Genomic DNA, 21,728 nt, shown 5'->3' with positions numbered 1-21,728 from the left:
AAATCGTGAGGTTACGAAATCGTCATTGCCATGGGCCGTTCACCGGTCGGATCGGGGCCAGATCCGGTTGACATGGCCCATCTTGCGCCCGGGGCGGGCCTCGGCCTTGCCGTAGAGATGCAGGCGCGCCGAAGGGTCCTTCAGGATGGCCAGCCACTGATCCACATCGGCGCCGATCAGATTCTTCATTTCGGCGTTGGAGTGGCGTTCCGGCGTGCCCAGCGGCAGACCGCAGACGGCGCGGATGAACTGCTCGAACTGGTCGGTGACGCAGGCATCCATGGTCCAGTGGCCGGAATTGTGCGGCCGGGGGGCCATCTCGTTGGCCAGAAGCCCATTGGGGGTGACGAACATCTCCACCGCCAGCAATCCCACCACGCCCAGCGCTTCGGCGGCGCGATGGGCGATATCCATGGCCTGACCGATGAGCGAGGGGGAGATGGGGGCGGGGACGGTGGTGGTGTCGAGGATATGGTCGCGATGGACGTTCCACACCGGATCGAAGGCGGCCCATTCGCCATCGGCGCCGCGCGCCACGATGACTGAGATTTCACCCAGAAAGTCGATAAAGCCCTCGAGAACGCCCAGACCGGCCTCGTCCAGTCCGGCGCCCAGGGCGGCCCAGGCCTCGGCCAGGTCGGTATCGGGACCGATCTTGACCTGGCCCTTGCCGTCATAGCCCAGCCGGGCGGTCTTCAGTACGGCGGGCCGTCCGATCGCGTCGATGGCCTGGCGCAGCTCGTCCAGGCTGCCCACCGGACGCCAGGGCGCGGTCTCGATGCCGATGGAATTGAAGAAGCGCTTTTCGTTGCAGCGGTCCTGGGCCACTTCCAGAACGCTCCAGCACGGCCGAACCGGTACCAGTTCGGCCATATGGCGGACGCTTTCCGCCGGAATATTCTCGAACTCGAAGGTCACCACGTCCACCGAACGGACAAAGCGCTCGATGGCGTCCTGGTCGTCGTAGCGGGCGATGGTGACGGCGTCGCTCACCTGGGCGGCGGGGGAGCCGGTCTCGGGCGTGAAGATGTGGACGAGATAGCCCAGCCGCGCCGCAGCCAGGGCGGCCATGCGGCCCAGCTGGCCGCCGCCGATAATGCCGATGGTGCTGCCGGGCGGCAGCGGTGACGACGTGGGGTCGTGGCTCACGGGCGGATCAGGTCGGGAGAATCGGGGTCTACGGGCGCCTCGGCCACGGATTCGGTCTGGCGGGCGCGCCAGGCTTCCAGAGCCTTGTCCACACCGGGCTCCATCAGGGCGATGACCGCTCCGGCCAGCAGGGCGGCATTGGTGGCGCCCGCTTTACCGATGGCCAGGGTTCCCACGGGAATGCCGCCGGGCATCTGGACGATGGACAGCAGCGAGTCCATGCCCTTCAGCGCCTTGCTTTCCACGGGCACGCCGAAGACCGGAAGCGTGGTCATGGCGGCGGCCATGCCAGGCAGATGGGCGGCGCCGCCAGCCCCGGCGATGATGACCTTGAGGCCGCGGCCCTTGGCCGAGGTGGCGTAGTCGTAGAGGCGCTTGGGCGTGCGGTGGGCCGAGACAACCCTGGTCTCGAAGGCGATGCCCAGATCGCTCAGCACCTGGGCTGCGTGACGCATGGTTTCCCAGTCGGACTGGCTGCCCATGATGATGCCGACCTGGGGAGGCACTACTTTGCCCATGCGCTGTTCCTACCCTGTCTCGGGAAGAGAAAGGGCGGAATTATATGCAGACGCGCCCCGGACGCAAGGACCGATTGGCGAAATTTCGGACAGGGTCAGAACCCCTGTGCTACCATGCCTTGAAATCGCTCTTCCTTTCAGGAGGACGGATGGCAAACCAGTTTCGCAGCGAGCCGGTTTACTCGGTCGGGCATGTCAACGAATACGCCCTGGACAGGGATTCCCATCCTCCGGGCCATCATCCCCATTCGCCCTATCCGCCCAACGAACCGCCCCATATCCAGCACAGCGTGGCCGATGTGGCCTCCATCCTGGGACTGCCCGATGCCGCCATCACTCCGGCGGTGCTCAAGGCGGTGACCGGCCTGCTGAGCGAGGCCGACCGGCTGCGCTGGATGGATTCCCAGTCCCGACGCCGCCAGGCGTTTCTCGAGGGGCTGGCCGATCGCGACGCGACGGTGCCCGCGCTGAACCGTCGCGGTTTCATCCGCGAGCTCGAGGGGCTGCTCAGCACCGGCCATGGCTCGGGAACCCTGGTTCTGCTGCATGTGGCCGGTATCGAGAGTCTGCGCCAGTCCCTGGGGCTGGCGGCGGGCGATGGGGCGCTGCGCCACGTTACCGCCCATCTGGTTGGGGCGTTGCGCAGCTCCGACCCGGTGGGGCTGATGGGAGGTAGCGACTTCGCCTTGCTGCTGTCGGGAACCGAGCTTGCGGCGGCGCGCGACAAGGTGCGCGACATCATGGAACGCATCAACCAGCAGCCATTCTATTGGCAGGGCGACGTTCACGCCTTCGCCCTGTTCTCCGGCTACCATGTGCTGCAGCCGGGCGAGAACGCGGAATCCGCCGTGGCGGCAGCCGACCGGGCACGGCGCGGGCTGGCCGGGTAACGGGGCCGTATAAAGCCTAATTGATGACTTCCGGCATCACCCAGCCCGATTGCAGGGCGATCCGTACCGCCTGGGCGCGGTTGGCGGCGCCGATCTTACGGTAGACGTTGCGCAGATGGACCTTGATGGTGATTTCCTGCAGGGAAAGCGCGATGGCGATTTCCTTGTTGGTGCGCCCCTCGACCAGTTGGGCAAGAATCTCGCCTTCGCGCCGCGACAGTCGGTCGAAGGGGGGGGGCGCGCCGGTGGGCTTGGCCGCCGCCGGATTGATGGTCTGGTTGTTGGGGTCTTCGAAGAAGGTGCTGGACGGGAGATACTTCTCGCCAGACAGGACCAGGCGCAGCGCATTGACCATGGCGGTTCCGCTGACCGTCTTGGGGATGAAGCCCGCGGCGCCCGCCTGCACAGCCGACACCACATGGTCGCGGGTGGAATAGCCCGAAACGATGACCACCGGTGTCTCTGGAATGCGGGTCTTGATCTGCTCCAGCCCCGAAAGGCCATCCATGCCGGGCATCATCAGGTCCAGAAGGACCAGCCCGATTCCCGGCTTTTCCTCGATGACCTTGATCGCCTCGCCCAAGGTGGCGGCGTCGAGAATCTCTGCGCCAGGGTCGAGTTCCTGCAGAAACGGTCTCAAGCCATCGCGTACCAATTTGTGGTCATCTGCCACCAGGATTTGCATGAGCCCCGCTCCCGACTTCGTTTGCCCGCGCCGTCAAGCGCTCCCCAACCTACCTGAAAGTATAAACGGGCTTTTGGGAACAAACAATGGCGTCTGAGAGCGTCTTGCCAAAATGTCCTAAACGGGCGGCCGCAGAAATACCGTGACCAGTTCCCCCAACTGTCCCAGGGCGACGGGCTTTTTCAGGACGGCGCAACGGTCGTCCTCCAGATTGGCGGCGACCCGCTCGGTGGCGCCCAGATGGCCGGTGACGATGACGATGGGCAGCAGCGGGTCGTAGTCGCGCAGCTTTTCCACCAGTTGTTCGCCATTGCCAGCGGGCATGCGCAGATCGGTGATGACCACGTCGGCGGGGTCTTCGGAGAACAACTTCCAGGCCTCGATTCCCGTCCCGGCGATGCTGACCCGATAGCCAAGCTCGCGCAGGTAGCGGGCCAGGGTCTGGGCGGCGGTGGCCTCGTCGTCAACCACCAGGATGTGTGCGTCGGCTGATACGGCCGACGGCGCCCGGCCCGGCGACAGAGAGGGCAGGGGCGTCGGACCGGCGGCATGCAGATCCAGCGGCAGGGTAATGACGAAGCTGGCGCCCTGGGGGCTCTCCCCCAAGGCCAGATCGCCCTTCATGGCGACAACGAGGCCATGACTGACCGACAGGCCAAGCCCCGTGCCGCGACCGGCCTCCTTGGTGGTGAAGAAGGGTTCGAACAGATGGGGTTTCATGGAATCGGGGATGCCTGGACCGTTGTCGTCGATGACGATTTGCACGCTGTCATCCTGGCGGGTGGCCCTGACCGCGATCTTGCCGGTCCAGTCGGAGGGCATGGCATCCTTGGAATCGCGCAGCGCGTGATGGGCGTTGTTCAGCAGATTCATCATCACCTGCTCCAACTGGATGCGCCGTCCGCTCACGGGAAGAGGGCCGGTGGGCAGGTCCAGATCGACGGTGATCCCGTCGGGGCGGAATTGACCTTCGAGCACTTCGACGGCGGAGCGTACCGCCAGAGCCGCGTCGAAAACCTGAATGGGAGCCGTGTCGCGGCGCGAGAAGATGCGGATATCGTCGATGATCTCGGCGGTCCGTTCACATTGCTCGGCGATCAGGGCGAATTGCTGGGTCTGGAATTCCTGTGAGGCCTTATCCCGCTCGATCAGCATCATGGCGCCCTCGGCGGCAAGACGGATGATGTTGAGGGGTTGGGACAATTCGTGGACCAGACCGGCGGCCATCTCACCCAGCGTGGCCAGTTTGGCGGTCTGCATCAGGGTTTCCTGCACCCTGGTGCGCTCGCTGATGTCGCGGACCACCAGCAGCCGGGCTGGAAGCCCCTTGAACGAGATGGAACAGGCCAGGACCTCCGCTTCGAAAGGCGTGCCGTCCAGGCGCAGCAACCGATAGTGATTGAGGATATGACCGGGCGGCGGCGCTTCCAGACGTTCCAGCGCGTCGTCGCGGCTTTCGGGATGGACCAGATCCAGGACCAGCCTTCCGGTGAGGCGGGATCGGGAACTGGCGCCGAAGGCGTGGATGGCGGCCTGGTTGGCAAACAAGATGGTGCCATGGCCATGGACGACGATGGCGTCGGGGGCCAGTTCCACCAGGGAACGGTAACGCTGCTCGCTTTCGGCCAGTTCACGGGCGACATGCTGATGGCGGCCGCGCATGCGTAGCGCGGCGATGCCGTGCGACAGATTGCGGGCCACGCCCATCAGCATGCCGACCACTTGGGCATCGAACATATTGGGCCGGGTGGCGTAGTACATGAGGGCGCCGATCCGTTCGTCACCCTCGCCGACGGGAAGGGCCACGCCCGAGCGGAAACCGAAGCGTTCCGCCTTGTCCCGCCAGGGGGCGAAATTCGGGTCAGTCAAGGTGTCCGCGACCACATAGGGCTGGCCGTTGCGGATGGCGATGCCGGTCGGGCCTTGGCCGGACGGGTCGTCGTTCCAACTGACGGTCAGGCCGTCCAGGTAATCCGCCGACTGCCCGGCACGGGCCATGATCGTGACCGGCCGCTCAGGCCCTTCTCCGGCATAACCGATCCAGCATAGACAATGTCCCGCCTCGGCCCCGATCCGGCAGATCTGTTCCAGTAGCTCCGTCTCGTCCGAAGCCCGCAACAGCGCCTCGGTGGTGCGGACCAGCAGTCCGGCGGCCTGATCCATACGGCGCCGTCCGGTATTGGTATCCTGGGACATGGGCGCCCTCTCCTTAAGCAGGGTACGATGATACGGCGTGCCAAGGGCGGCGCAACCGGATTGTTCCGGTGCTTGAGCCCAAGTCCTGCCCGTGCTTTGCTGCAAGACAATGTTTCGCGAGGGTCCCGTGCGCCATTTCATCGCCTTGTTGTTGATGTTCGTTTGGGGAGGTTCTGCCCTTGCCGCCGAACCGGCTCTCGACCTGCTGGACGTGCCGGTCTCCTATGCCGCCGCCTTTTCGGTCACCTCGTCGCGCGGCACCTATCACGGCCGGGTCTGGCATGCGCCCGGTCTGGAACGGCGCGAAGTCGCCACCACGGGCGGCGGCCAGGGCATCCTCATCGACCGCAAGGCCGACAGTGCCACCCTCCTGGGGCTGTCGGGCAAGTGGTATGTGGGACTGTCGCTGCGCGCCGCCGCAGGCATGGTCGGCGGGTTGGACGCATGGCAGGCCAATCGCACGCGGCTGCGCGACGAAACCGTCGGCGGTCTGCGCGCCACCCGCTGGAAGACCTTGGCCGAGGGGCCCAAGGGCGGCTTTTCCGGTGACATCTGGACCAGCCGCGACGGTATCGTGGTCAAGGCGGTGGGCGTGCTGAGCAGCGCCGACGGCGATGATTCCCCGGTGGAGATGACCTTGTCCGACGTGCGGGTCGGGCCGGTGGACCGTCAGATGTTCGACGTGCCCAAGGGCTGGTTCGGCTTCGACCTTCGCCAAGTGCCGCCGGACAAGGTGGTCCAGGCGGTCGAGTCTCTTCGGCCTATGCTCGAGGGCCGCAAGGGAAAGTAGGAGAAAGCTCCTACCAGGTCCGCACGCGGCCGGTGTCGATGTGGACGAAATCGGATTCGGGATACATGCCGACGCCTCCCGCCTTGAGCGACAGGGCGGCCTTACCCACATGGCGGGTGGCGTGGCCGGGCAGCCGGATATCCACCGCCTTGCCCTGGGTGTGCAGGGACTGGGTGGCGACGCCGTCGCTGAGCGAGGCCATGATGGCGTTGGTGGCGGGAGAGCGATAGCCGCAGATGATGTGGATCGGCCCCTTGGCGCCGACCTTGCGCTGGACCGAGTTCATCATGTCGAGCAGCTTGGGGTCCATGGGGTGGACCTGGCCGTTGCGGTGATCGCGCAGGAAACGGCTGATCTGGGCGATGGACTTGGTCTGGTAGCGCCCTTCGGCCCAATAGATGGACTTCAGCGATTCGCCCGTATGGGTGTTGTAAAGGTGGATCTGGCGCTCGGGCAGGCGCCGGACGGCGGCCTCGACCGGATTGCTGATCACCAGGGTGGCTGCCGCGCTCAGACCGAGTCCAAGGAAGCCACGCCGGCTTTTCGCCTTATCGAACATTCCCCCTCCGTCTCCGTGAACCGAGGCTCTCCCCCTCGGGTGGGGACCTTATTAGCATTTTCGGGCGGGCAGGAGTCAACTACCCCTTGGTCCGGTTTGCGGGTAGGTATGGCGATCGCGGATCGGGTCAGGACCGGCCCGATGCGGGGCGGGGCGCGGGACTCCGGCTGCGCTCCATGGCGGTCATAAGCCGTCGGTCATGGCCGTATATGTCGTCACGGAAGTGAAGAATTCCGGCCTCGTCGGTCCAGGCGGTCCAATACATCATGTAGACCTGGGTGGTCCGCTCCAGCATCAAGGTGCGGGTGGACCGATTGGCCGCGATGTTTTCCGCCAGCTTGCCCTGCCAACGCGGGCCCAGCATCAACTCGCCCAGTTCCACAGGCCGTTCCAGCCTGACGCAGCCATGGGACAATGCCCGGTAGGAGCGTCCGAACACCCTGCGGTTATTGGTGTCATGCATGTAGATATCGTCAGAATCGGTCAGGTTGAACTTCAACTGGCCAAGGGCGTTATCCGGCCCCGGAGGCTGACGCAGGCGATAGGGGAATTTCTTGCCGATGGCGTTCCAATCGACACCATCGCCCGCCGATTCCGGGCTGCCCTCAGGATAATCGACGATCTGGAGCTTGCTGCTGGTCAGATAGTTGGGATCCTTGCGCAGCTTGGGCAGGATTTCCTTGTTGGCGATGCTGGTCGGCACCCGCCAGGCGGGGTTGAGAACCACCGAACTCATGGTGGTGCTCATGCTGGGCGTTGGGTGCTTGACGTCGCCGACCACCACCCGCATGGACATGGCCACGGCCCCGTCCTCGACCACTTCCATCTGCTGGGCGGCGATGTTGACGGCGATGTGGTGGCGACCGAAGGAATGGGGCATCCAGCGCCAGCGTTCCATATTGACCGCGATCTGGCGCGCCCTGGCATCGGCGGGAACATTGAGATGAGCCAGAGTCTTGCCGCCGATGGTGGCGTCGGGCTCAAGACCGTGGCGGAGCTGGAAGCGCTTGACCGCCTCGGCCAGAGGGGCATCATAGGTCCGGCCCTCGGCCAGACCGTCGCCCAGATCGCCCGAGGCGATCAGACGGCGGCGCAGGACAGGGACGCGGTCGTCGGTGTCGCCTGGGACCAGCTTGGCGCCGTCGGGAATGCTGGGCCAGCCGCCTGCGGCGGCGATGGCGCGCGCCTTTTCCAATCCGTCACGCAGGCGCATATAGCCAACATATTGGGGGGATATGACGTCGATCTGTTCGGTCAGGGGCTTGCCCTCGGCAAGAGCCTTGAGGAAACGGGCGCCGTCGAACTCTCCACGAGTCTCGGCGCCGAACCCACCCAGATTGCGGGCCGGAAGGACGGCGCCGACGGACAAGTCGCGCCCGAAACGCAGCAGGGCCGCGCTGATCAGGACGTCGGCATCCATCTCTCCGGCGCCGGTGGGCAGGGCATAGGCCGCGGGGTCGAGTCCCTGCGCCAAGGCCAAACCGCTGATCTGGGCCAGCAATGCCTTGCCCGAGGCGGCATTATCGCCGCTCCAGGCGGGCAGGCCCTGGCGGGCACGGTAAAAATCCCGCAGAGCCTTGCCATCCTGGGCCGGGTCGGCCGTGGGCGCGGTGGCGATGGCCGCTTCAATACGTCGCTGCGTCTCGGCAGCGGATTGGGCCTGAGCAGGCACGTCCCAGCCGAGAACGGCCAGGCCCATGGTGAGCGAGAATAGCAGTGGGCGAGACGACAACACCGTTTGACCTCTGGCCCGGATGACGGGCAATCAACATTTTTGGCGTAAGGGTATGACCTTTCGCATGACTCGATATCAATCCTAATGGCCCGGGTGTCAACGGGCAACAGCGCGGCTATGCGTAATAATCTCGACGCATCAGCCTTGGACCCACGGAAGGGCCGAGGCTTTCCACCCGGCCACGGCGCCGCGGTGCTTGGCGGGGTCGTGGGGGCCCTCGAACCCATCCGTGATATTCCAGGCGGCGGTATAGCCTAATTGGGTCAGGAATTCAGCCGCAGCGCGCGAGCGCACGCCCGAGCGGCAAAGCAGCAATACCGTATCGTCTTTCTTCACGCCGTGGGCTTCCACTTGGGCGGCGAAGGCGTCGTTGCGGGCCATGGTGGGGAAAACCTGCCAAGAGACCAGCAGGACCTGCTTGCCCACCGGCGCCAGGTCGGGGACGCCGACAAAGGACCATTCCGCCTGGGTGCGGACGTCGATGATCTTGGCCGAGGGGTCGGAGGCAAGGCGGTCCCAGGCTTCGGCCGGGGTGATTTCACCGGCATAGCCGAGAGAGGAGAGGGTGGTCATAGCGGGGCTCCGAGGCTGTATTGTACATAAAAGCTAGTGCATAATAGATCTATTGTACACGAAAAATGTTGACTGCGATGTAAAATGTGCTGTAAACCGTTGTTAATCGAAAACACACACCTGTTTTGGTGTGAATAGCGCGAGGCTTTGTTATGAAGGACGCCACCCACGCCGACCTTTCCGTCATCGAGCCTCTGGTTCGCAGTTCGGATCTGGCGGAATACCGGCAAGGCCTTCAGCGCCATCAGAGCGGCGAATGGGATGCCGAGCGCTTTACCGCGTTCCGCCTGCGCCACGGTGTCTACGGCCAGAAGCAGGCCGGTGTCCAGATGGTTCGCATCAAGATTCCGGGCGGCATCGTGCCGACGCCTTGGCTGAAGACCCTGGCCCGCGTCAACCGCGATTTCGCCAAGGGTCCGGCCCATATCACCACTCGGCAGGATTTCCAGCTGTATTACGTGCCGCTGGAGCGTTCCGCCGACATGCTGGAAGTCCTCAACGCCGGGGGCATCACCACCCGCGAGGCTTGCGGCAATACGCTGCGCAACATGACGTCTTGCGCCCTGGCCGGGGCCTGCGGCCGCGAACTGGTGGACGCCGGCAAGGTGGCCGAGCAACTGGCGCGGACGTGGTTGCGTCATCCGCTGGTCCAGCACATGCCGCGCAAGATGAAGTTCACCGTATCGGGCTGTGCCACCGATTGCGGCGCCTCGCCCATTCACGACCTGGGCTTTGTCGCCGTGGAAAAGGACGGCAAGCCGGGGTTCAAGGTTCTGGCCGGCGGCGGTCTGGGTGGTCAGCCCATCATGGCGGCGGAAGTTCTGTCCTTCGTGCCTGAGGAGGACCTGCCCACCGTCATCGAGGCCACCGCCCGCATTCACCAGCGCTATTCCAACCGCCGCGACCGCGCCCTGGCCCGTCTCAAATTCGTTCTCAAGCGCTTTGGGGCCGAGAAGTTCACCGCCCTGTTCAGGGAAGAATTCGATCGTCTGAAGAACCTGCCGCAGCGCCCCTGGCAGCCCCTGGCCTGGCGCAAGCCGATTGAGGCCCCCGTGGCCCGCACCCCCGTGGGTGTGGTTCCCGGCCATGACGGCAAGGTGGCCCTGGTGATCTATGTGCCTCTGGGCAACATCGATTCCGATCAACTGGACGCGCTTCACGACATCGCCGTGAGGGCGGGGGTTACCCGCCTGTCCACCACCCGTGATCAGAAGCTGGCCCTTCTGGACGTGGCCAAGGACAAGGTCGATGAGGTGACGAGGGCCGTGCGCGCCATTGGCCTGGACATTCCCGCTACGGCCCTGGACGTTCCCGATGTGGTGTCGTGCCCCGGCACCACCACCTGCCGCATCGGCATCACCAATTCCCAAAGCTTCGGCATCCAGGTGGAGAAGGAGGCCCAAGGGGCCCCCGACGCCAAGGGCGTCTCGGTGCATGTGTCGGGCTGCCAGAATTCCTGCGGCCTGCATCATGTGGCCGATATCGGCTTGCATGGCATGGGCAAGAAGATCGACGGCAAGCCCGCGCCCCACTACCAGCTTCACTTCGGCGGCGACGCCTATGCCGGTCGGGTGGGGCTGGAGGGCCCCGTCGTCCCCGCCCGCCTCGCCAACCAAGCCGTTGCGCTGTTGCGCCGGGAAATCCAGGCCGCCCGCCTTGGGGGCGAGTCCACCCGCGCCTGGGCCGAGCGTCTGGGCAAGGATGGCATCAATGAGGTACTCAAGCCCCTGGCGGCAGCCGAGGGCGATGATCTGTTCACCGATTGGGGCGACAAGGATGTCTTCCTCGGTCCGCCCAAGGCCAAGGGCGAATGCGCCGCGCCCCAGGTCAGCACCACCTATTACACCGATTTGGCCGATGACGGGCTGATCAATCTGGACCGTTTCCTTGCCCGTGGCCGCTGGCCCGAGGCTCTGAAGGCTGGCGAGGTGGCGAGTGTCTACGCCCTGCGTCTGCTGCTGGCCACCCACGGGGTGGTGACCGAGGATGACCAGGACGCCGAATCGATCTTCGCCCTGTTCCGTTCGTCGCAGGCGGCCAGCATCGAAGCCGTCAACGCCTTCGAATCCGTGCTGGCCGAGCGCACCTCCGCCCTGGTGGCTGGAGAGGCGGCGAGCTACCGCGAGGCGGTGGCCTATTTCATCGATACGGTGGGTGTGCTGATTACCAAGCCCAAGGCGCCCGTGGTGGCCGAGGTGGGTGATCTGGCCTCGATCCTGTCGGGGGTGGCTTGATGTCCCTGGACGTCGAGCATCTGATCCGCCAATACGGCCATCTGGAAGGAAGGGAACTCCTTGCCGCCCTGGTGGCCGGTGATCTGGCCGGGCGTATCGCCGTGACCTCTTCCTTCGGGGCGGAATCGGCGGTGCTGCTCGATCTGGTGGCCCAGGTCGATCCCGGTCTGCCGGTGATCTTTCTCGACACCAACGAATTGTTTGATGAAACCATCGCCTATCGCAGCCAATTGGAAGCAATCCTGGGCTTGACCAATGTGCTGGCGGTCCATCCCTCCGAGGCGGAGTTGAAGGAAGCCGACGAGTTGTGGCGTGAAGATCATGACCGATGTTGCGAATTGCGCAAGGTCCGCCCCCTGGCCCGTGCCGTGAAGGGATTCGACGCCCTGGTGGACGGGCGCAAGCGGGCCCATGGCGCCGAGCGGGAAAACCTTGCCACCCTGTCCGATGGCGGCGGCGTGTTGAAGGTCAGCCCGTTGGCCAAGTGGAGCGCCGAGGAGATCGAGGCCTATTTCGTCAAGCGTAGCCTGCCGCGCCACCCTTTGGTGGCGCAAAACTACCGCTCCATCGGCTGCTGGCCCTGCACCCGCCCGGTGGATCCGGGCCAGCCCCTCCGGGCCGGGCGCTGGGCAGGCAAGGGCAAGAGCGAGTGCGGCATTCATACCATGTCCCTGGGCCTCGATGGCGCCGGGATCTGAACGCGGAAAGATAAGTAAGAGATGATCATGAACGATCTCGATGCCTTGGAAGCCCAATCCATCTACATCCTGCGCGAGGCCTTCAACCGCCTCGACAAGATCGCCATGCTGTGGTCGATCGGCAAGGATTCCAACGTGATGCTGTGGCTGGCGCGCAAGGCTTTCTTCGGCCATGTGCCCTTTCCGGTCCTGCATGTGGACACCCATAACAAGATCCCCGAGATGATCGAGTTCCGTGACCGCGTCGCCAAGGAATGGAATCTGCCGCTGATCGTCGGTGAGAATACCGAGGCGCTTGCCGCCGGAATGGGGCCGCACAAGGGCCGCGTCGAGTGCTGCACCGCGCTCAAGACCGAGGGGCTGAAGGCTCTGCTGGCTCAACATGGCTTTACCGGCGTCATCGCCGGTATCCGCCGCGACGAGGAGGGAACGCGGGCCAAGGAACGCGTCTTCAGCCCGCGCAACCAGTCGGCCGAGTGGGACTTCAAGGACCAGCCGCCCGAATTCTGGGACCAGTTCAAGACCGATTTCGCGCCCGGAACCCATCTGCGTATCCACCCGCTGCTGGCCTGGTCCGAACTGGATGTGTGGCGCTATATCGAGCGCGAGAACATTCCCATGGTTGACCTCTATTTCGCCAAGAACGGCAAGCGTTACCGTAGCCTGGGCTGCGCGCCCTGCACCGGTTCGGTGGCGTCCACCGCCTCGACCGTGGCCGAGATCATCGAGGAACTGGAGACCACCAAGATTTCCGAACGTTCGGGCCGCGCCCAGGACAAGGAATCCGAGGACGCCTTCGAGCGTCTTCGCGCTGGCGGTTATATGTAAACGGGGACATGGACTCATGAGCAGCATCGCAACCGCCCTTAAAGTGAACCCCGAGGTTTCCGTGTCTCACAGCGCGTCACCCATGAAGATCGTCGTCGTCGGTCATGTTGACCACGGCAAATCCACTTTGGTGGGGCGTATTCTCAACGAGACCGGCGCCCTGCCCGAGGGCAAGGTCGAATACCTGAAGGAAGTCTGCGACAAGCGCGGCATGCCCTTCGAATGGGCCTTCGTCATGGACGCGCTGCAGGCCGAGCGTGACCAGGGCATCACCATCGACACCGCCCAGATTCGCTTTCGATCCGAAGCCCGGCCCTATGTCATCATCGACGCGCCCGGCCACAAGGAATTCCTGAAGAACATGGTGTCGGGCGCGGCTTCGGCCGAGGCCGCCGTCCTGGTCATCGACGCCCATGAAGGCGTGCAGGAACAGTCGCGCCGTCATGGCTATCTGCTGCATCTGCTGGGCTTGCGCCAGATCGCCGTGGCGGTCAACAAGATGGATCTGGTGGACTTCTCCCAGGCCCGCTTCGAGGAAGTGAAGGCCGAGATCGTGGCCTATCTCAATTCCATCGGCGTCGAGCCCACCTATGTCATCCCGGTGGCGGCACGCTCGGGCGCCAACATCGCCTCGGTCGCCGCCGAGACCCCCTGGTACAAGGGCCCCAGCGTGCTGGGCGCGCTGGATCTCTTCGAACCCGCCAAGCCGCTCACCGATCTGGCGCTGCGCTTCCCGGTTCAGGATGTCTACAAGTTCGACGAGCGCCGCATCATCGCTGGCCGCATCGAATCGGGCCGCCTTAAGGTGGGCGACACCCTGGTCTTCGCGCCGTCGGGCAAGATGGCCAAGATCGCCACCATCGAGACCTGGGGCAATGTGGCGTCGGCGGTTTCCGCCGGTGCGGGCCAGTCGGTGGGCATCACGCTCGACGAGCAGATCTTCGTCGAGCGCGGCAATGTGGCCAGCCTGGAACTCCATGCTCCGAACCAGTCCCATGACCTGAAAGCCCGCGTCTTCTGGCTGGGCAAGGGGCCGTTGAAGGTGGGGTCCCGCTATAAGCTGAAGCTGGCCACCGCGGAACATGTGGTCGATGTGGTGGCCATCGAGCGCGTGATCGATGTGGAGGACCTGGCCAACCACCAGGGCTCGGAAGTGGCGCGCAACGCCGTCGCCGAAGTCGTCTTCCGGGGCAAGTCGCCCATCGCCCATGACTCGTTCATCGACAATCCCCGTTTGGGCCGCTTCGTCCTGGTGGAGGGCTACGATATCGTCGGCGGCGGCGTCATCGCCGAGGCCTCCTCCGACGAGGCCCGCAACCGGTCCACGCATGTGACCGAAGTGCCGCACAAGGTGGATGCCGAGACCCGCGCCATCGCCAACGGTCATCGTGGCGGCGTGGTCTGGCTGACCGGCCTGTCGGGGGCGGGCAAGTCGACCATCGCCATGGAAGTTGAGCGCCAGTTGTTCCTCAAGGGCTGGCAGGTCACCGTGTTGGACGGCGACAATGTGCGCACCGGCCTGTGCGGCGATCTGGGCTTCTCGGATTCCGACCGGGTCGAAAATATCCGCCGGGTGGGCGAGGTGGCCCATCTGTTCGCCGAGGCTGGCATGGTGGTGGTGACCTCGTTCATCTCGCCCTTCCGCGCCGATCGCGAGAAGGTACGCGCCATCAACCCGGACGCCTTTCACGAAATCCATGTGACCACCGGCTTGGACGAGTGCGAACGCCGCGATCCCAAGGGTCTCTACAAGAAGGCCCGCGCTGGGGAGATCAATGACTTCACCGGCGTGTCTTCTGCCTACGAGGCGCCCGCCTTGCCGGAACTGGCCCTGGCCACCGAGGGCAAGAGCGTGGATGAAAGCGTTGCCGACCTTCTACGCTATATCGACAACGCCTTCTCGCTTTCGGCCCGCGAACAGGCCAATGGCTGGGGGCTGTAACTATCTCTGACCTCCCCCCATTTCCGCGTGCGGGAGAGGGGGGAGGAGCGAGGCTGCGATGGCGCCTCCTCCTCACTGGTGATGATACCCATCAGGCAATACAATTTTAGAGGATGTTAGGCGGCGCCCTGTTCCACTTGTAAGCCGGGGTTAGGGTGAAGCCGGTGGAGCCGCTCTCGGTGGTTTTCGTATCCACCCAGATCGTTTCCGTCCTCGATCATGCCCAGCAATTGGGCCGAACCTTCCACACTTTTCAATTCTTCCTCCCTTGCGAAATGGGTTATGTCATAGGTACGGGGTGAGGCCTTTTGACGAAGAGCCGGAATCGTGAGAGATCCGAATATGACGAGACCGGGTGAGAATGCCGGATGTGCGGGAGAGTGTGCCGACCATTCGCAATTCTCGTTCGTGATGGCCTTCCAGCCGGTGGTGGATGTGGAGGCGCGCAGTATCTATGGCTACGAGGCCCTGGTGCGTGGTGCCGATGGTGAGAGCGCGGCCTCGGTTCTGGCCGGAATCACCGAGGACAACCGCTATGCCTTCGACCAGGCCTGCCGGGTCAAGGCCATCGAGACCGCCGCCCGGCTGGGGCTGGACCGCCGTCTCAACATCAACTTCCTGCCCAATGCGGTCTACCACCCCGAGGCCTGCCTGCGCCTGACCCTGATGGCGGCCGAGGAGAACCGCTTTCCCCGCCACCTGATTACCTTTGAGTTCACCGAGGACGAGCGGATTATCGACCGCGACCATCTCAAGGCCATCATCGAGACCTATCGCCGCTACGGCTTCAAGACCGCGCTGGATGATTTCGGCGCCGGTTTCGCCGGGTTGTCGCTTCTGGCCGACTTTCAGCCCGATTGCATCAAGATCGACCGTTGCCTGGTAACTGGCATCGACGGCGACCGGCCGCGCCAAGCCATCGTTAGCGGCTTGGTGAAGACGGCCGAAATGCTGGGTCTGTCCGTGGTGGCTGAAGGCGTCGAGCGGCGTGAAGAGGTGGACTTCCTGCGCGCCCAGGGCATCCGCCTGTTTCAGGGTTTCCTGTTCGCCCGCCCGGCGATCGAGAGCCTGGTCCCCGACAAGGGCATCAACTGGTAGACCGGGCGCCGCAGCGCCCGGCCCCTTTCACAAAAAACGGTCAGGCCGCGTCCTTCCTGCCGGGGCCTTCGATCAGCTTCTTGGCTTTGGCGAACAGGCTGGTGGGAGCCTCACCGGCAATCTCGATCCGGCGGGGCTTCATGGCCTCGGGGATCTCGCGAACCAGATCGATGGTGAGCAGGCCGTCGGCCAGATTGGCCCCGGTCACCCTGACATGATCGGCCAGGGAGAAGCGCCGCGTGAAGCCCCGCGAGGCGATACCCTTGTGCAGAAAGCCGGTGGTCTCGCCCTGCTTTTCCGCCTTCTTGCCGGTGATGCTCAGAGTGTTGTCCTGGGTTTCGATGTCCAGCTCGCCCGAGGTGAACCCAGCCACGGCCAGGGTGATGCGATAGTGGTCGTCGCCCGCCGCCTCGATATCGTAGGGCGGATAGCTGTTGGCGTCATCGTGCCGGGCGGCGGCCTCGGCCTGACGGGCCAGGCGCTCGAAGCCGATGGCGGTGCGCAGCAGGGGGGCGAAGTCGTAGGTCAACATGGTTCCATTCTCCTTTGCGAAGCAATGTCACGCTCTGGTCCGTCCTTGGTGGACCTGTCCGGACCCTCCATAGGCATCCGGTGAAAATGATTTAGGATGGCTTTTCACGGCTGCAAGGGTGGTTTGTTCTCTGACGATTTGCCATAGTCCCGGCGGCCGGGAATGGCGGGAGGACTGGAATGGCGCGGGCGACCATCGTGATCACGGGGGCGGCGATCTTGTGCCTGCAACTGATCGCGTCGCGGGTGATGACGCCGTTTTTCGGTGTCAGCCTGCTCATCTGGACCGGCATTCTCTCGGTGACGCTCCTGTGTCTGGCCCTGGGCTATTATTACGGCGGCGTCTTTTGCCGGTGCCGCGCAACGGAGGCAATCCGCAGCGCCTATTACCTCAGCCCAGCCCTTTCGGGTCTTTGGCTGGTGGCGGCAGTCCTGCTCTATCCGGTCTGTCTGGGGCCTTTGGCCTCGTTCAGCCTGGTGGGCGGAGCCTTCCTCGCCTCGCTCCTGATTCTGGCGGTCCCCCTGATCCTGCTTTCGGCGCTCAATCCGTTGCTGGTGGCGCTGGAACGTCCCCTGCATGGTGAGGCCGATGCCGGGGCTGGTTGGGTGTTCTTCATCAGCACCATGGGCTCGGTGGCCGGAGTGCTGGTGGCGGCCTTCGCCCTGATTCCCTATCTCAGCGGCCGTCACTCCATCTTGGTGATCGCCGCCGCGCTCTGCCTGCTGGCGGCCTTGGGGGCGAGGAGGGGGCGGGTGCTGGTTCTGGCCCTGGCCGGGCTGGCCGCCGCCTTGGCCCTGGGCCTCATCGATCCCGCCGGACGGGCCGGGCGGCTGACCCGCGACGGCGCCGAACGGCCTTGGTCGATCATCGCCACCTATCCTTCAGCCTTCGGGGTGCTGAAGGTGGTGGAGGTGGGCCAAGGCGATAATCTATGGCGGGTCCTGTTCAATGACGGTCTGGCCCAGAACGGCTTTGACGCCAAGGGACGCCCGGCGCTGCAGTTCACCCATTTCCTGGAGGCAGGCGCCGCCCATCTGGTTCCCATGCCGCGCAAGGTTCTGGTCCTCGGCCTGGGGGCCGGGGTGATCCCCGCCGCTTTCGAGGCCCGCGGCGCGAGAGTGGAGGTGGTGGAGATCAATCATCGTGCCTTTGAGGCGGCGCGGGACCATTTCGGCTATACCCCCGGTCCGGCCACCACCCTGATCTTCGCCGATGCCCGCACCGAGATGCGCGCCTGCTCTGCCGATCACGACATGGTCTTCGTGGATCTGTTTTCCGGCGACGGCATGCCCGAACATCTGCTGACCCGTGAATTCTTCACCGATGTGCGGCGCTGTCTGAATGAGGGTGGCGTGGTGGCCATCAACAGCTTCCTCGATACCGGTCATACGGAGCCCTTCCGCGCCGCGCTCGCCAGCCTGGTCGATGTGTTCGGCAAGGTGGCCTTCGTGGAACAGGCCCATCCTGCGTCGCGCTCCATCACCAATGCCTTCCTGTTCACCGCCCGCCAGCCCGGCCATCTCGACCGGCTGGCGATGATGCGCGTGGAGGAGGGACGGGTGTCGGCTGAGATGGCGGCGCAGATGTCCCAGTCGCTGCGCTCTCTACAGTGGATCGATGCCGCCTCGCCGTTGGTGGCGGGGGTTAGGGTGCTCACCGACGAGGCCAATCCCCTGGCCGCCCTGGCCGCACCGTCGCAGATGACCTTCCGCCGCCGGGCGGTGGCCACCATTCCCGATCCCATCTTAGTGGATTAGAGGCGTGCCATGACGAGACGGAAGTTCCTGGTTCTGGCGACTCTATTGGGCTTGGTGGCCGGGCTGTGGGGATTCGCCATCGAGCCGGGGCTCCTGGAAGATACCAGGCTGGAGGTTGAGGTGCCGCAGTGGCCCGTCGGCCAGAAGCCCGTCACCGTGGCATTTCTGACGGATTTTCATGTGGGCGCGCCGCATGTTGGGCTGGACCGGCTGGAGAAACTGGTCGCCCATGTGAATGAGGGGGCGCCGGATATGGTCTTGTTGGGCGGCGATTTCCTGATCAACGGTGTTCTGGGCGGAACGTATATTCCGCCCGAGCCCATTGCCCGACGGCTTGGCGCCTTGCGGCCGCCCCTGGGTGTGGTGGCCGTTCTGGGCAATCACGACTGGTGGAATGATGGACCAGGGATGGGGGCCTCCCTCGCTGCCCAGGGAATCGTGGTGTTGGAGAACCGGGCGATCAGGCTTGGTCCGATTTGGGTGGCTGGTTTGGCCGACGACACCACGCGAAAGCCCGACGCGAATGCGGCCATGGCCAGGGTGCCCAAGGGAACTCCATTGATCGGCTTGATGCATGATCCGGCCAATCTGCGTGATTGGCCAGGCAGGCTGACCATCATCCTGGCCGGTCATACCCATGCCGGGCAAGTCAGGCTGCCGCTGATCGGCTCTCCGATCATTCCGGGACGGGCGCCACGCGCCCATGCCTATGGCCTGATCAAGGATTACGGCCAGACGCTTTACGTCAGTGCGGGTATCGGGACCAGCATTCTGCCCGTTCGTTTCGGTGCCCCGCCGGAGGTGGTCTGGCTGACCTTGAGGGGAACGGGAACCACGCCCTAGGCTTGACCAAAAGCAAGTCCGTCCCCACCGTCTTCATGGTCTACTCCGGGCCGTATTTTTGGAAGGCAAACCATGTCCGACCGCATTCTCATCCTGGTGGCCCTGTCATTGATCATCGCCATGGTGGCGGGTACGGCGATTCAGATCCGCCGTCCGCAGCCCACCCCCATCTTGGTCAAGGAATCCATGCGGCGGCCGGACTATGCCATTCCATTGGACAATCCCATGACCACCGATATGGCGGGCGTGACCAAGCCGTTCCACGAGCGGCTGACCCGGCCCACCGTGGTGAATTTCTGGGCGTCCTGGTGCATTCCTTGCGTGCGCGAACTGCCGCTGTTCGCCAAGTTCAAACCCCTGGCCGAGGCGGTGGGCATTCAGGTCCTGACCATCAACGTGGATAAGGAAGGCGCGCCCGTAGCCAAGAAGTTCCTGGAGGAGCGGGGCATCGCCGACATGCCGGTAATTCTCGATCCCGACGGTTCGGTGTCCAAGTCGCTTCAGGTACGCGGAATGCCCACCGCTTTGCTGGTCAACGTCAAGGGCGAGGAAACCGCCCGCATGGAAGGCGAAGCCGATTGGTCGGGGCCGGGCGTGGTGGAACTGGTGGTCGATCTTTTGACGCTGCCGTCGCTTCCCGTACCGGCCCGCTAGAGTCCGAAGGGGGAATCCATGTCCACAATGTCGCGATCCTTTGGCCGTTCGGACCTTGCCAACGGCGCTCATCGCGACGTGGCCGTCTGGCTGTTGGCCTGCTGCTTCATGGTGGCGGTGATGGTGCTGCTGGGCGGGCTGACCCGCCTCACCCATTCCGGCCTGTCCATGGTGGAGTGGGAGCCCATCCGTGGCATCATCCCCCCTCTGGGCGATTCCGACTGGCAGCTGTTCTTCGAGAAGTACAAGCAGAGCCCCGAATACATCAAGGTCAATGCTGGCATGAGTCTGGCCGAGTTCAGGGGTATCTTCTGGCTGGAATATATCCACCGTGTGTGGGGCCGCCTGATCGGCGTGGTCTTCGGCCTGCCCTTCTTGTGGCTGGCCCTGTCGGGCCGGATCGGCCGGGCCATGGTCCCGCGTCTGGCCGGAGTGTTCCTGCTGGGCGCCGCCCAGGGCGGCATGGGCTGGTTCATGGTGAAGAGCGGTCTGGTGGACAACCCTGCCGTCTCCCATTACCGCCTGACCGCCCATCTGGCCCTGGCTTTTCTGATCCACGGCTGGATGTTCTGGCTGGCGCTCGACATCCTGGCCGACCATCGCCCCATCCGCCGTCGGGTGGCGGGAGAGACCGCGGGTATCCGGTCCTGGCTTTTCGTCCTGACCGGGCTGGTGATCCTTACCCTGCTGTTCGGCGGGCTGGTGGCGGGTCTCAAGGCGGGGCTGATCTACAACACCTGGCCTCTGATGGACGGCGCGTTGATCCCCAAGGATCTGTTCCCCGACGGCTTTCATTCGCTGTTCGAGGATATCAAGACCGTGCAGTTCGGGCACCGGACCCTGGCCGAACTCACCGTCGTCGTGGCGCTCTTGGGGTGGTTCCGGGCCCGCGCCCGCCTAGGCGGACAAACGCCCGCCGCGATCCATGCACTGGGGCTGATGGCTCTGGTTCAGGTGGGGCTAGGCATCGGCACCCTGGTCATGGTGGTGCCGGTATGGCTGGCTTCAGCCCATCAGATGGGGGCCATGGCGCTGCTGACCCTGTGCCTTTGGGCCCTCCACGACCTTGACCGGCGTCTCTGATCTCAGCCCGAGACCATCTCGTAGATGGAAATCAGGATCTCGAAGAGGATCAGGCCGACGATATACCACTCCACTTTCATGGAGGATCGGGTCTGAATCAGGTCAAGCAGGGTCTCGGCGGTGTCGGAGATCACTTCCAGCTTGCGATCCAGGGCCCGATTGCGGCCCGACAGATCGTATTCGCGTTCCAGGCGGATGAACAGGCGTTCCAGTTCCGGCCTGATCCATAGGACTTCAGGGCTTTCCAGCAATTCGACGCGGCCCACCATACGGTGTTCGGCCAGCAGCACTTCGCCGATCTGGGACAACAGCTGCTTGGTTTTGAGCTTGCGCAACGAGCCCTTGCTGAGAGAGACGGCCAGGGGCTCGATACTGTCGAAAACCTTGGCGATACGCTTTTCATAATGGCTTAGGACCAGATCGCGGGCCAGGACCTCGGCGATCAGCTGCAGATGCTGGGGACTGGGATCGGCCAGGAAGACCGTTCCCGACTGATCCACGCGATCCTCGCATCCGGGCTCGATCAGCACTTCGGCGGTGTCGCGGCCCTGGACGGGCAGGGGATCGGCCACAAGTTTGCCTAGCGAGGCGAGGAACACCGCCTCTTCCATGGGGTCCAGCCCGAACAGGACCGCCACGCCATAGCGGAACAGTACGGCATAGCCTTCGCGTCCGGCACGGATGATCAACGGCGCGGTGGCCAGGACAACGCCCTCTTCGAGGCGTTTGGTCTCGAGACGCTCGCCCAGCAGCAGGGCCTGGACGGTAATTCGGCGGGATGTGGCGGCGGATTGGATCATCGGGGGGCCATGACGTTTGATCCGCCAGTCTAACACTTTCCGGCCGTAGCGCGATCAGAGCTAGGCGGAATGTCACGGATTCTTCATGCGCATGGGCGATTTTGGGGCGGTTAGGAACAGTGCTTGAGAATGATTCCGAATTTGCATTACTTTGGCCTGGGTAC

General features: G+C 64.3%; 20 protein-coding genes. 11 read left to right on the top strand and 9 right to left on the bottom strand.

What is annotated here, in order from left to right; all coding sequences use genetic code 11:
* Window positions 1-39 precede the first annotated feature (39 nt).
* Together CCC_RS11720 and purE are read right to left on the bottom strand one after the other, a co-directional pair.
* A complete protein-coding gene (locus CCC_RS11720) occupies window positions 40-1,149 on the bottom strand; it encodes a 5-(carboxyamino)imidazole ribonucleotide synthase (protein ID WP_009868707.1) in 1,110 nt (369 codons plus the stop codon).
* Window positions 1,146-1,667 (bottom strand): 5-(carboxyamino)imidazole ribonucleotide mutase, encoded by a 522-nt coding sequence (gene purE / locus CCC_RS11715; RefSeq protein ID WP_041041553.1) that lies wholly within the window; start codon window positions 1,665-1,667, stop codon window positions 1,146-1,148. The genes CCC_RS11720 and purE overlap by 4 nt, the downstream gene beginning before the upstream one ends.
* A gap of 149 nt (window positions 1,668-1,816) precedes the next feature.
* Between purE and CCC_RS11710 the strand changes: the two genes are divergently transcribed.
* A complete protein-coding gene (locus CCC_RS11710; RefSeq protein ID WP_009868709.1) occupies window positions 1,817-2,557 on the top strand; it encodes a GGDEF domain-containing protein in 741 nt (246 codons plus the stop codon).
* Window positions 2,558-2,573: 16 nt separating this feature from the next.
* Here the strand turns inward: CCC_RS11710 and CCC_RS11705 are convergent, their stop codons facing one another.
* Window positions 2,574-3,242, bottom strand: coding sequence for a response regulator transcription factor (locus CCC_RS11705; protein ID WP_041041551.1), 669 nt, complete (start codon window positions 3,240-3,242; stop codon window positions 2,574-2,576).
* 117 nt (window positions 3,243-3,359) lie between these two features.
* A complete protein-coding gene (locus tag CCC_RS11700) occupies window positions 3,360-5,438 on the bottom strand; it encodes an ATP-binding protein (protein ID WP_009867471.1) in 2,079 nt (692 codons plus the stop codon).
* Window positions 5,439-5,565: 127 nt separating this feature from the next.
* On the opposite strand from CCC_RS11700, the gene CCC_RS11695 reads away from it, so the two are divergent.
* On the top strand, window positions 5,566-6,228 hold the full coding sequence (locus tag CCC_RS11695) for a hypothetical protein (protein ID WP_041041686.1): 663 nt from the start codon (window positions 5,566-5,568) through the stop codon (window positions 6,226-6,228).
* 10 nt (window positions 6,229-6,238) lie between these two features.
* On the opposite strand, the gene CCC_RS11690 is transcribed toward CCC_RS11695, so the two are convergent.
* The 3 genes from CCC_RS11690 to CCC_RS11680 all read right to left on the bottom strand — a co-directional run bounded on the left by CCC_RS11690 (window position 6,239) and on the right by CCC_RS11680 (window position 9,095).
* Complete coding sequence (locus tag CCC_RS11690) at window positions 6,239-6,787, bottom strand: DUF882 domain-containing protein (protein ID WP_009867473.1); 549 nt, start codon at window positions 6,785-6,787, stop codon at window positions 6,239-6,241.
* A 127-nt stretch (window positions 6,788-6,914) separates the two neighbouring features.
* Window positions 6,915-8,522 carry a L,D-transpeptidase family protein gene (locus CCC_RS11685; RefSeq protein ID WP_082036595.1) on the bottom strand — a complete coding sequence of 536 codons (1,608 nt, stop codon included), beginning with the start codon at window positions 8,520-8,522 and terminating at the stop codon, window positions 6,915-6,917.
* 138 nt (window positions 8,523-8,660) lie between these two features.
* Window positions 8,661-9,095: a rhodanese-like domain-containing protein gene (locus tag CCC_RS11680; protein ID WP_009867008.1), complete on the bottom strand. Its 435-nt coding sequence runs from the start codon at window positions 9,093-9,095 to the stop codon at window positions 8,661-8,663.
* Between the two features lie 152 nt (window positions 9,096-9,247).
* On the opposite strand from CCC_RS11680, the gene CCC_RS11675 reads away from it, so the two are divergent.
* The 5 genes from CCC_RS11675 (at window position 9,248) to CCC_RS11655 (ending at window position 15,895) form a co-directional block, all read left to right on the top strand.
* On the top strand, window positions 9,248-11,329 hold the full coding sequence (locus CCC_RS11675) for a nitrite/sulfite reductase (protein WP_041041547.1): 2,082 nt from the start codon (window positions 9,248-9,250) through the stop codon (window positions 11,327-11,329).
* A complete protein-coding gene (locus tag CCC_RS11670) occupies window positions 11,329-12,027 on the top strand; it encodes a phosphoadenylyl-sulfate reductase (protein WP_009868124.1) in 699 nt (232 codons plus the stop codon). The genes CCC_RS11675 and CCC_RS11670 overlap by 1 nt, the downstream gene beginning before the upstream one ends.
* Window positions 12,028-12,054: 27 nt before the next feature.
* Window positions 12,055-12,855 (top strand): sulfate adenylyltransferase subunit CysD, encoded by an 801-nt coding sequence (cysD, locus tag CCC_RS11665; protein WP_041041684.1) that lies wholly within the window; start codon window positions 12,055-12,057, stop codon window positions 12,853-12,855.
* A gap of 16 nt (window positions 12,856-12,871) precedes the next feature.
* Window positions 12,872-14,797: an adenylyl-sulfate kinase gene (gene cysC, locus CCC_RS11660; RefSeq protein WP_041041545.1), complete on the top strand. Its 1,926-nt coding sequence runs from the start codon at window positions 12,872-12,874 to the stop codon at window positions 14,795-14,797.
* 342 nt (window positions 14,798-15,139) lie between these two features.
* Complete coding sequence (locus tag CCC_RS11655) at window positions 15,140-15,895, top strand: EAL domain-containing protein (protein WP_041041543.1); 756 nt, start codon at window positions 15,140-15,142, stop codon at window positions 15,893-15,895.
* Window positions 15,896-15,935: 40 nt separating this feature from the next.
* Here the strand turns inward: CCC_RS11655 and CCC_RS11650 are convergent, their stop codons facing one another.
* Window positions 15,936-16,427 carry an Hsp20 family protein gene (locus CCC_RS11650; RefSeq protein ID WP_009868128.1) on the bottom strand — a complete coding sequence of 164 codons (492 nt, stop codon included), beginning with the start codon at window positions 16,425-16,427 and terminating at the stop codon, window positions 15,936-15,938.
* A 179-nt stretch (window positions 16,428-16,606) separates the two neighbouring features.
* Between CCC_RS11650 and CCC_RS11645 the strand changes: the two genes are divergently transcribed.
* The 4 genes from CCC_RS11645 to CCC_RS11630 all read left to right on the top strand — a co-directional run bounded on the left by CCC_RS11645 (window position 16,607) and on the right by CCC_RS11630 (window position 20,764).
* A complete protein-coding gene (locus CCC_RS11645) occupies window positions 16,607-18,184 on the top strand; it encodes a fused MFS/spermidine synthase (RefSeq protein ID WP_169746891.1) in 1,578 nt (525 codons plus the stop codon).
* A 9-nt stretch (window positions 18,185-18,193) separates the two neighbouring features.
* Window positions 18,194-19,027: a metallophosphoesterase gene (locus tag CCC_RS11640; protein WP_009868131.1), complete on the top strand. Its 834-nt coding sequence runs from the start codon at window positions 18,194-18,196 to the stop codon at window positions 19,025-19,027.
* Window positions 19,028-19,099: 72 nt separating this feature from the next.
* On the top strand, window positions 19,100-19,681 hold the full coding sequence (locus tag CCC_RS11635; RefSeq protein ID WP_009868132.1) for a TlpA disulfide reductase family protein: 582 nt from the start codon (window positions 19,100-19,102) through the stop codon (window positions 19,679-19,681).
* Window positions 19,682-19,699: 18 nt separating this feature from the next.
* Window positions 19,700-20,764: a COX15/CtaA family protein gene (locus tag CCC_RS11630; protein ID WP_041041541.1), complete on the top strand. Its 1,065-nt coding sequence runs from the start codon at window positions 19,700-19,702 to the stop codon at window positions 20,762-20,764.
* Window positions 20,765-20,766: 2 nt separating this feature from the next.
* Here CCC_RS11630 and CCC_RS11625 read toward each other — a convergent pair whose 3' ends face one another.
* Window positions 20,767-21,564, bottom strand: coding sequence for an RMD1 family protein (locus tag CCC_RS11625; protein WP_009868134.1), 798 nt, complete (start codon window positions 21,562-21,564; stop codon window positions 20,767-20,769).
* Window positions 21,565-21,728 lie beyond the last annotated feature (164 nt).

The organism is Paramagnetospirillum magnetotacticum MS-1, assembly GCF_000829825.1.
Lineage (GTDB): Bacteria > Pseudomonadota > Alphaproteobacteria > Rhodospirillales > Magnetospirillaceae > Phaeospirillum > Phaeospirillum magnetotacticum.
This window is presented reverse-complemented; position numbering and strand designations above follow the sequence as displayed.

Bases quoted from the DNA above. Each gene is read 5' to 3' on its own strand.
- purE (WP_041041553.1), bottom strand. From the start codon at position 1,667: ATGGGCAAAGTAGTGCCTCCCCAGGTCGGCATCATCATGGGCAGCCAG.
- CCC_RS11710 (WP_009868709.1), top strand. From the start codon at position 1,817: ATGGCAAACCAGTTTCGCAGCGAGCCGGTTTACTCGGTCGGGCATGTC.
- CCC_RS11705 (WP_041041551.1), bottom strand. From the start codon at position 3,242: ATGCAAATCCTGGTGGCAGATGACCACAAATTGGTACGCGATGGCTTG.
- CCC_RS11700 (WP_009867471.1), bottom strand. From the start codon at position 5,438: ATGTCCCAGGATACCAATACCGGACGGCGCCGTATGGATCAGGCCGCC.
- CCC_RS11690 (WP_009867473.1), bottom strand. From the start codon at position 6,787: ATGTTCGATAAGGCGAAAAGCCGGCGTGGCTTCCTTGGACTCGGTCTG.
- CCC_RS11680 (WP_009867008.1), bottom strand. From the start codon at position 9,095: ATGACCACCCTCTCCTCTCTCGGCTATGCCGGTGAAATCACCCCGGCC.
- CCC_RS11675 (WP_041041547.1), top strand. From the start codon at position 9,248: ATGAAGGACGCCACCCACGCCGACCTTTCCGTCATCGAGCCTCTGGTT.
- CCC_RS11670 (WP_009868124.1), top strand. From the start codon at position 11,329: ATGTCCCTGGACGTCGAGCATCTGATCCGCCAATACGGCCATCTGGAA.
- cysD (WP_041041684.1), top strand. From the start codon at position 12,055: ATGAACGATCTCGATGCCTTGGAAGCCCAATCCATCTACATCCTGCGC.
- cysC (WP_041041545.1), top strand. From the start codon at position 12,872: ATGAGCAGCATCGCAACCGCCCTTAAAGTGAACCCCGAGGTTTCCGTG.
- CCC_RS11655 (WP_041041543.1), top strand. From the start codon at position 15,140: ATGACGAGACCGGGTGAGAATGCCGGATGTGCGGGAGAGTGTGCCGAC.
- CCC_RS11650 (WP_009868128.1), bottom strand. From the start codon at position 16,427: ATGTTGACCTACGACTTCGCCCCCCTGCTGCGCACCGCCATCGGCTTC.
- CCC_RS11645 (WP_169746891.1), top strand. From the start codon at position 16,607: ATGGCGCGGGCGACCATCGTGATCACGGGGGCGGCGATCTTGTGCCTG.
- CCC_RS11640 (WP_009868131.1), top strand. From the start codon at position 18,194: ATGACGAGACGGAAGTTCCTGGTTCTGGCGACTCTATTGGGCTTGGTG.
- CCC_RS11635 (WP_009868132.1), top strand. From the start codon at position 19,100: ATGTCCGACCGCATTCTCATCCTGGTGGCCCTGTCATTGATCATCGCC.
- CCC_RS11630 (WP_041041541.1), top strand. From the start codon at position 19,700: ATGTCCACAATGTCGCGATCCTTTGGCCGTTCGGACCTTGCCAACGGC.
- CCC_RS11625 (WP_009868134.1), bottom strand. From the start codon at position 21,564: ATGATCCAATCCGCCGCCACATCCCGCCGAATTACCGTCCAGGCCCTG.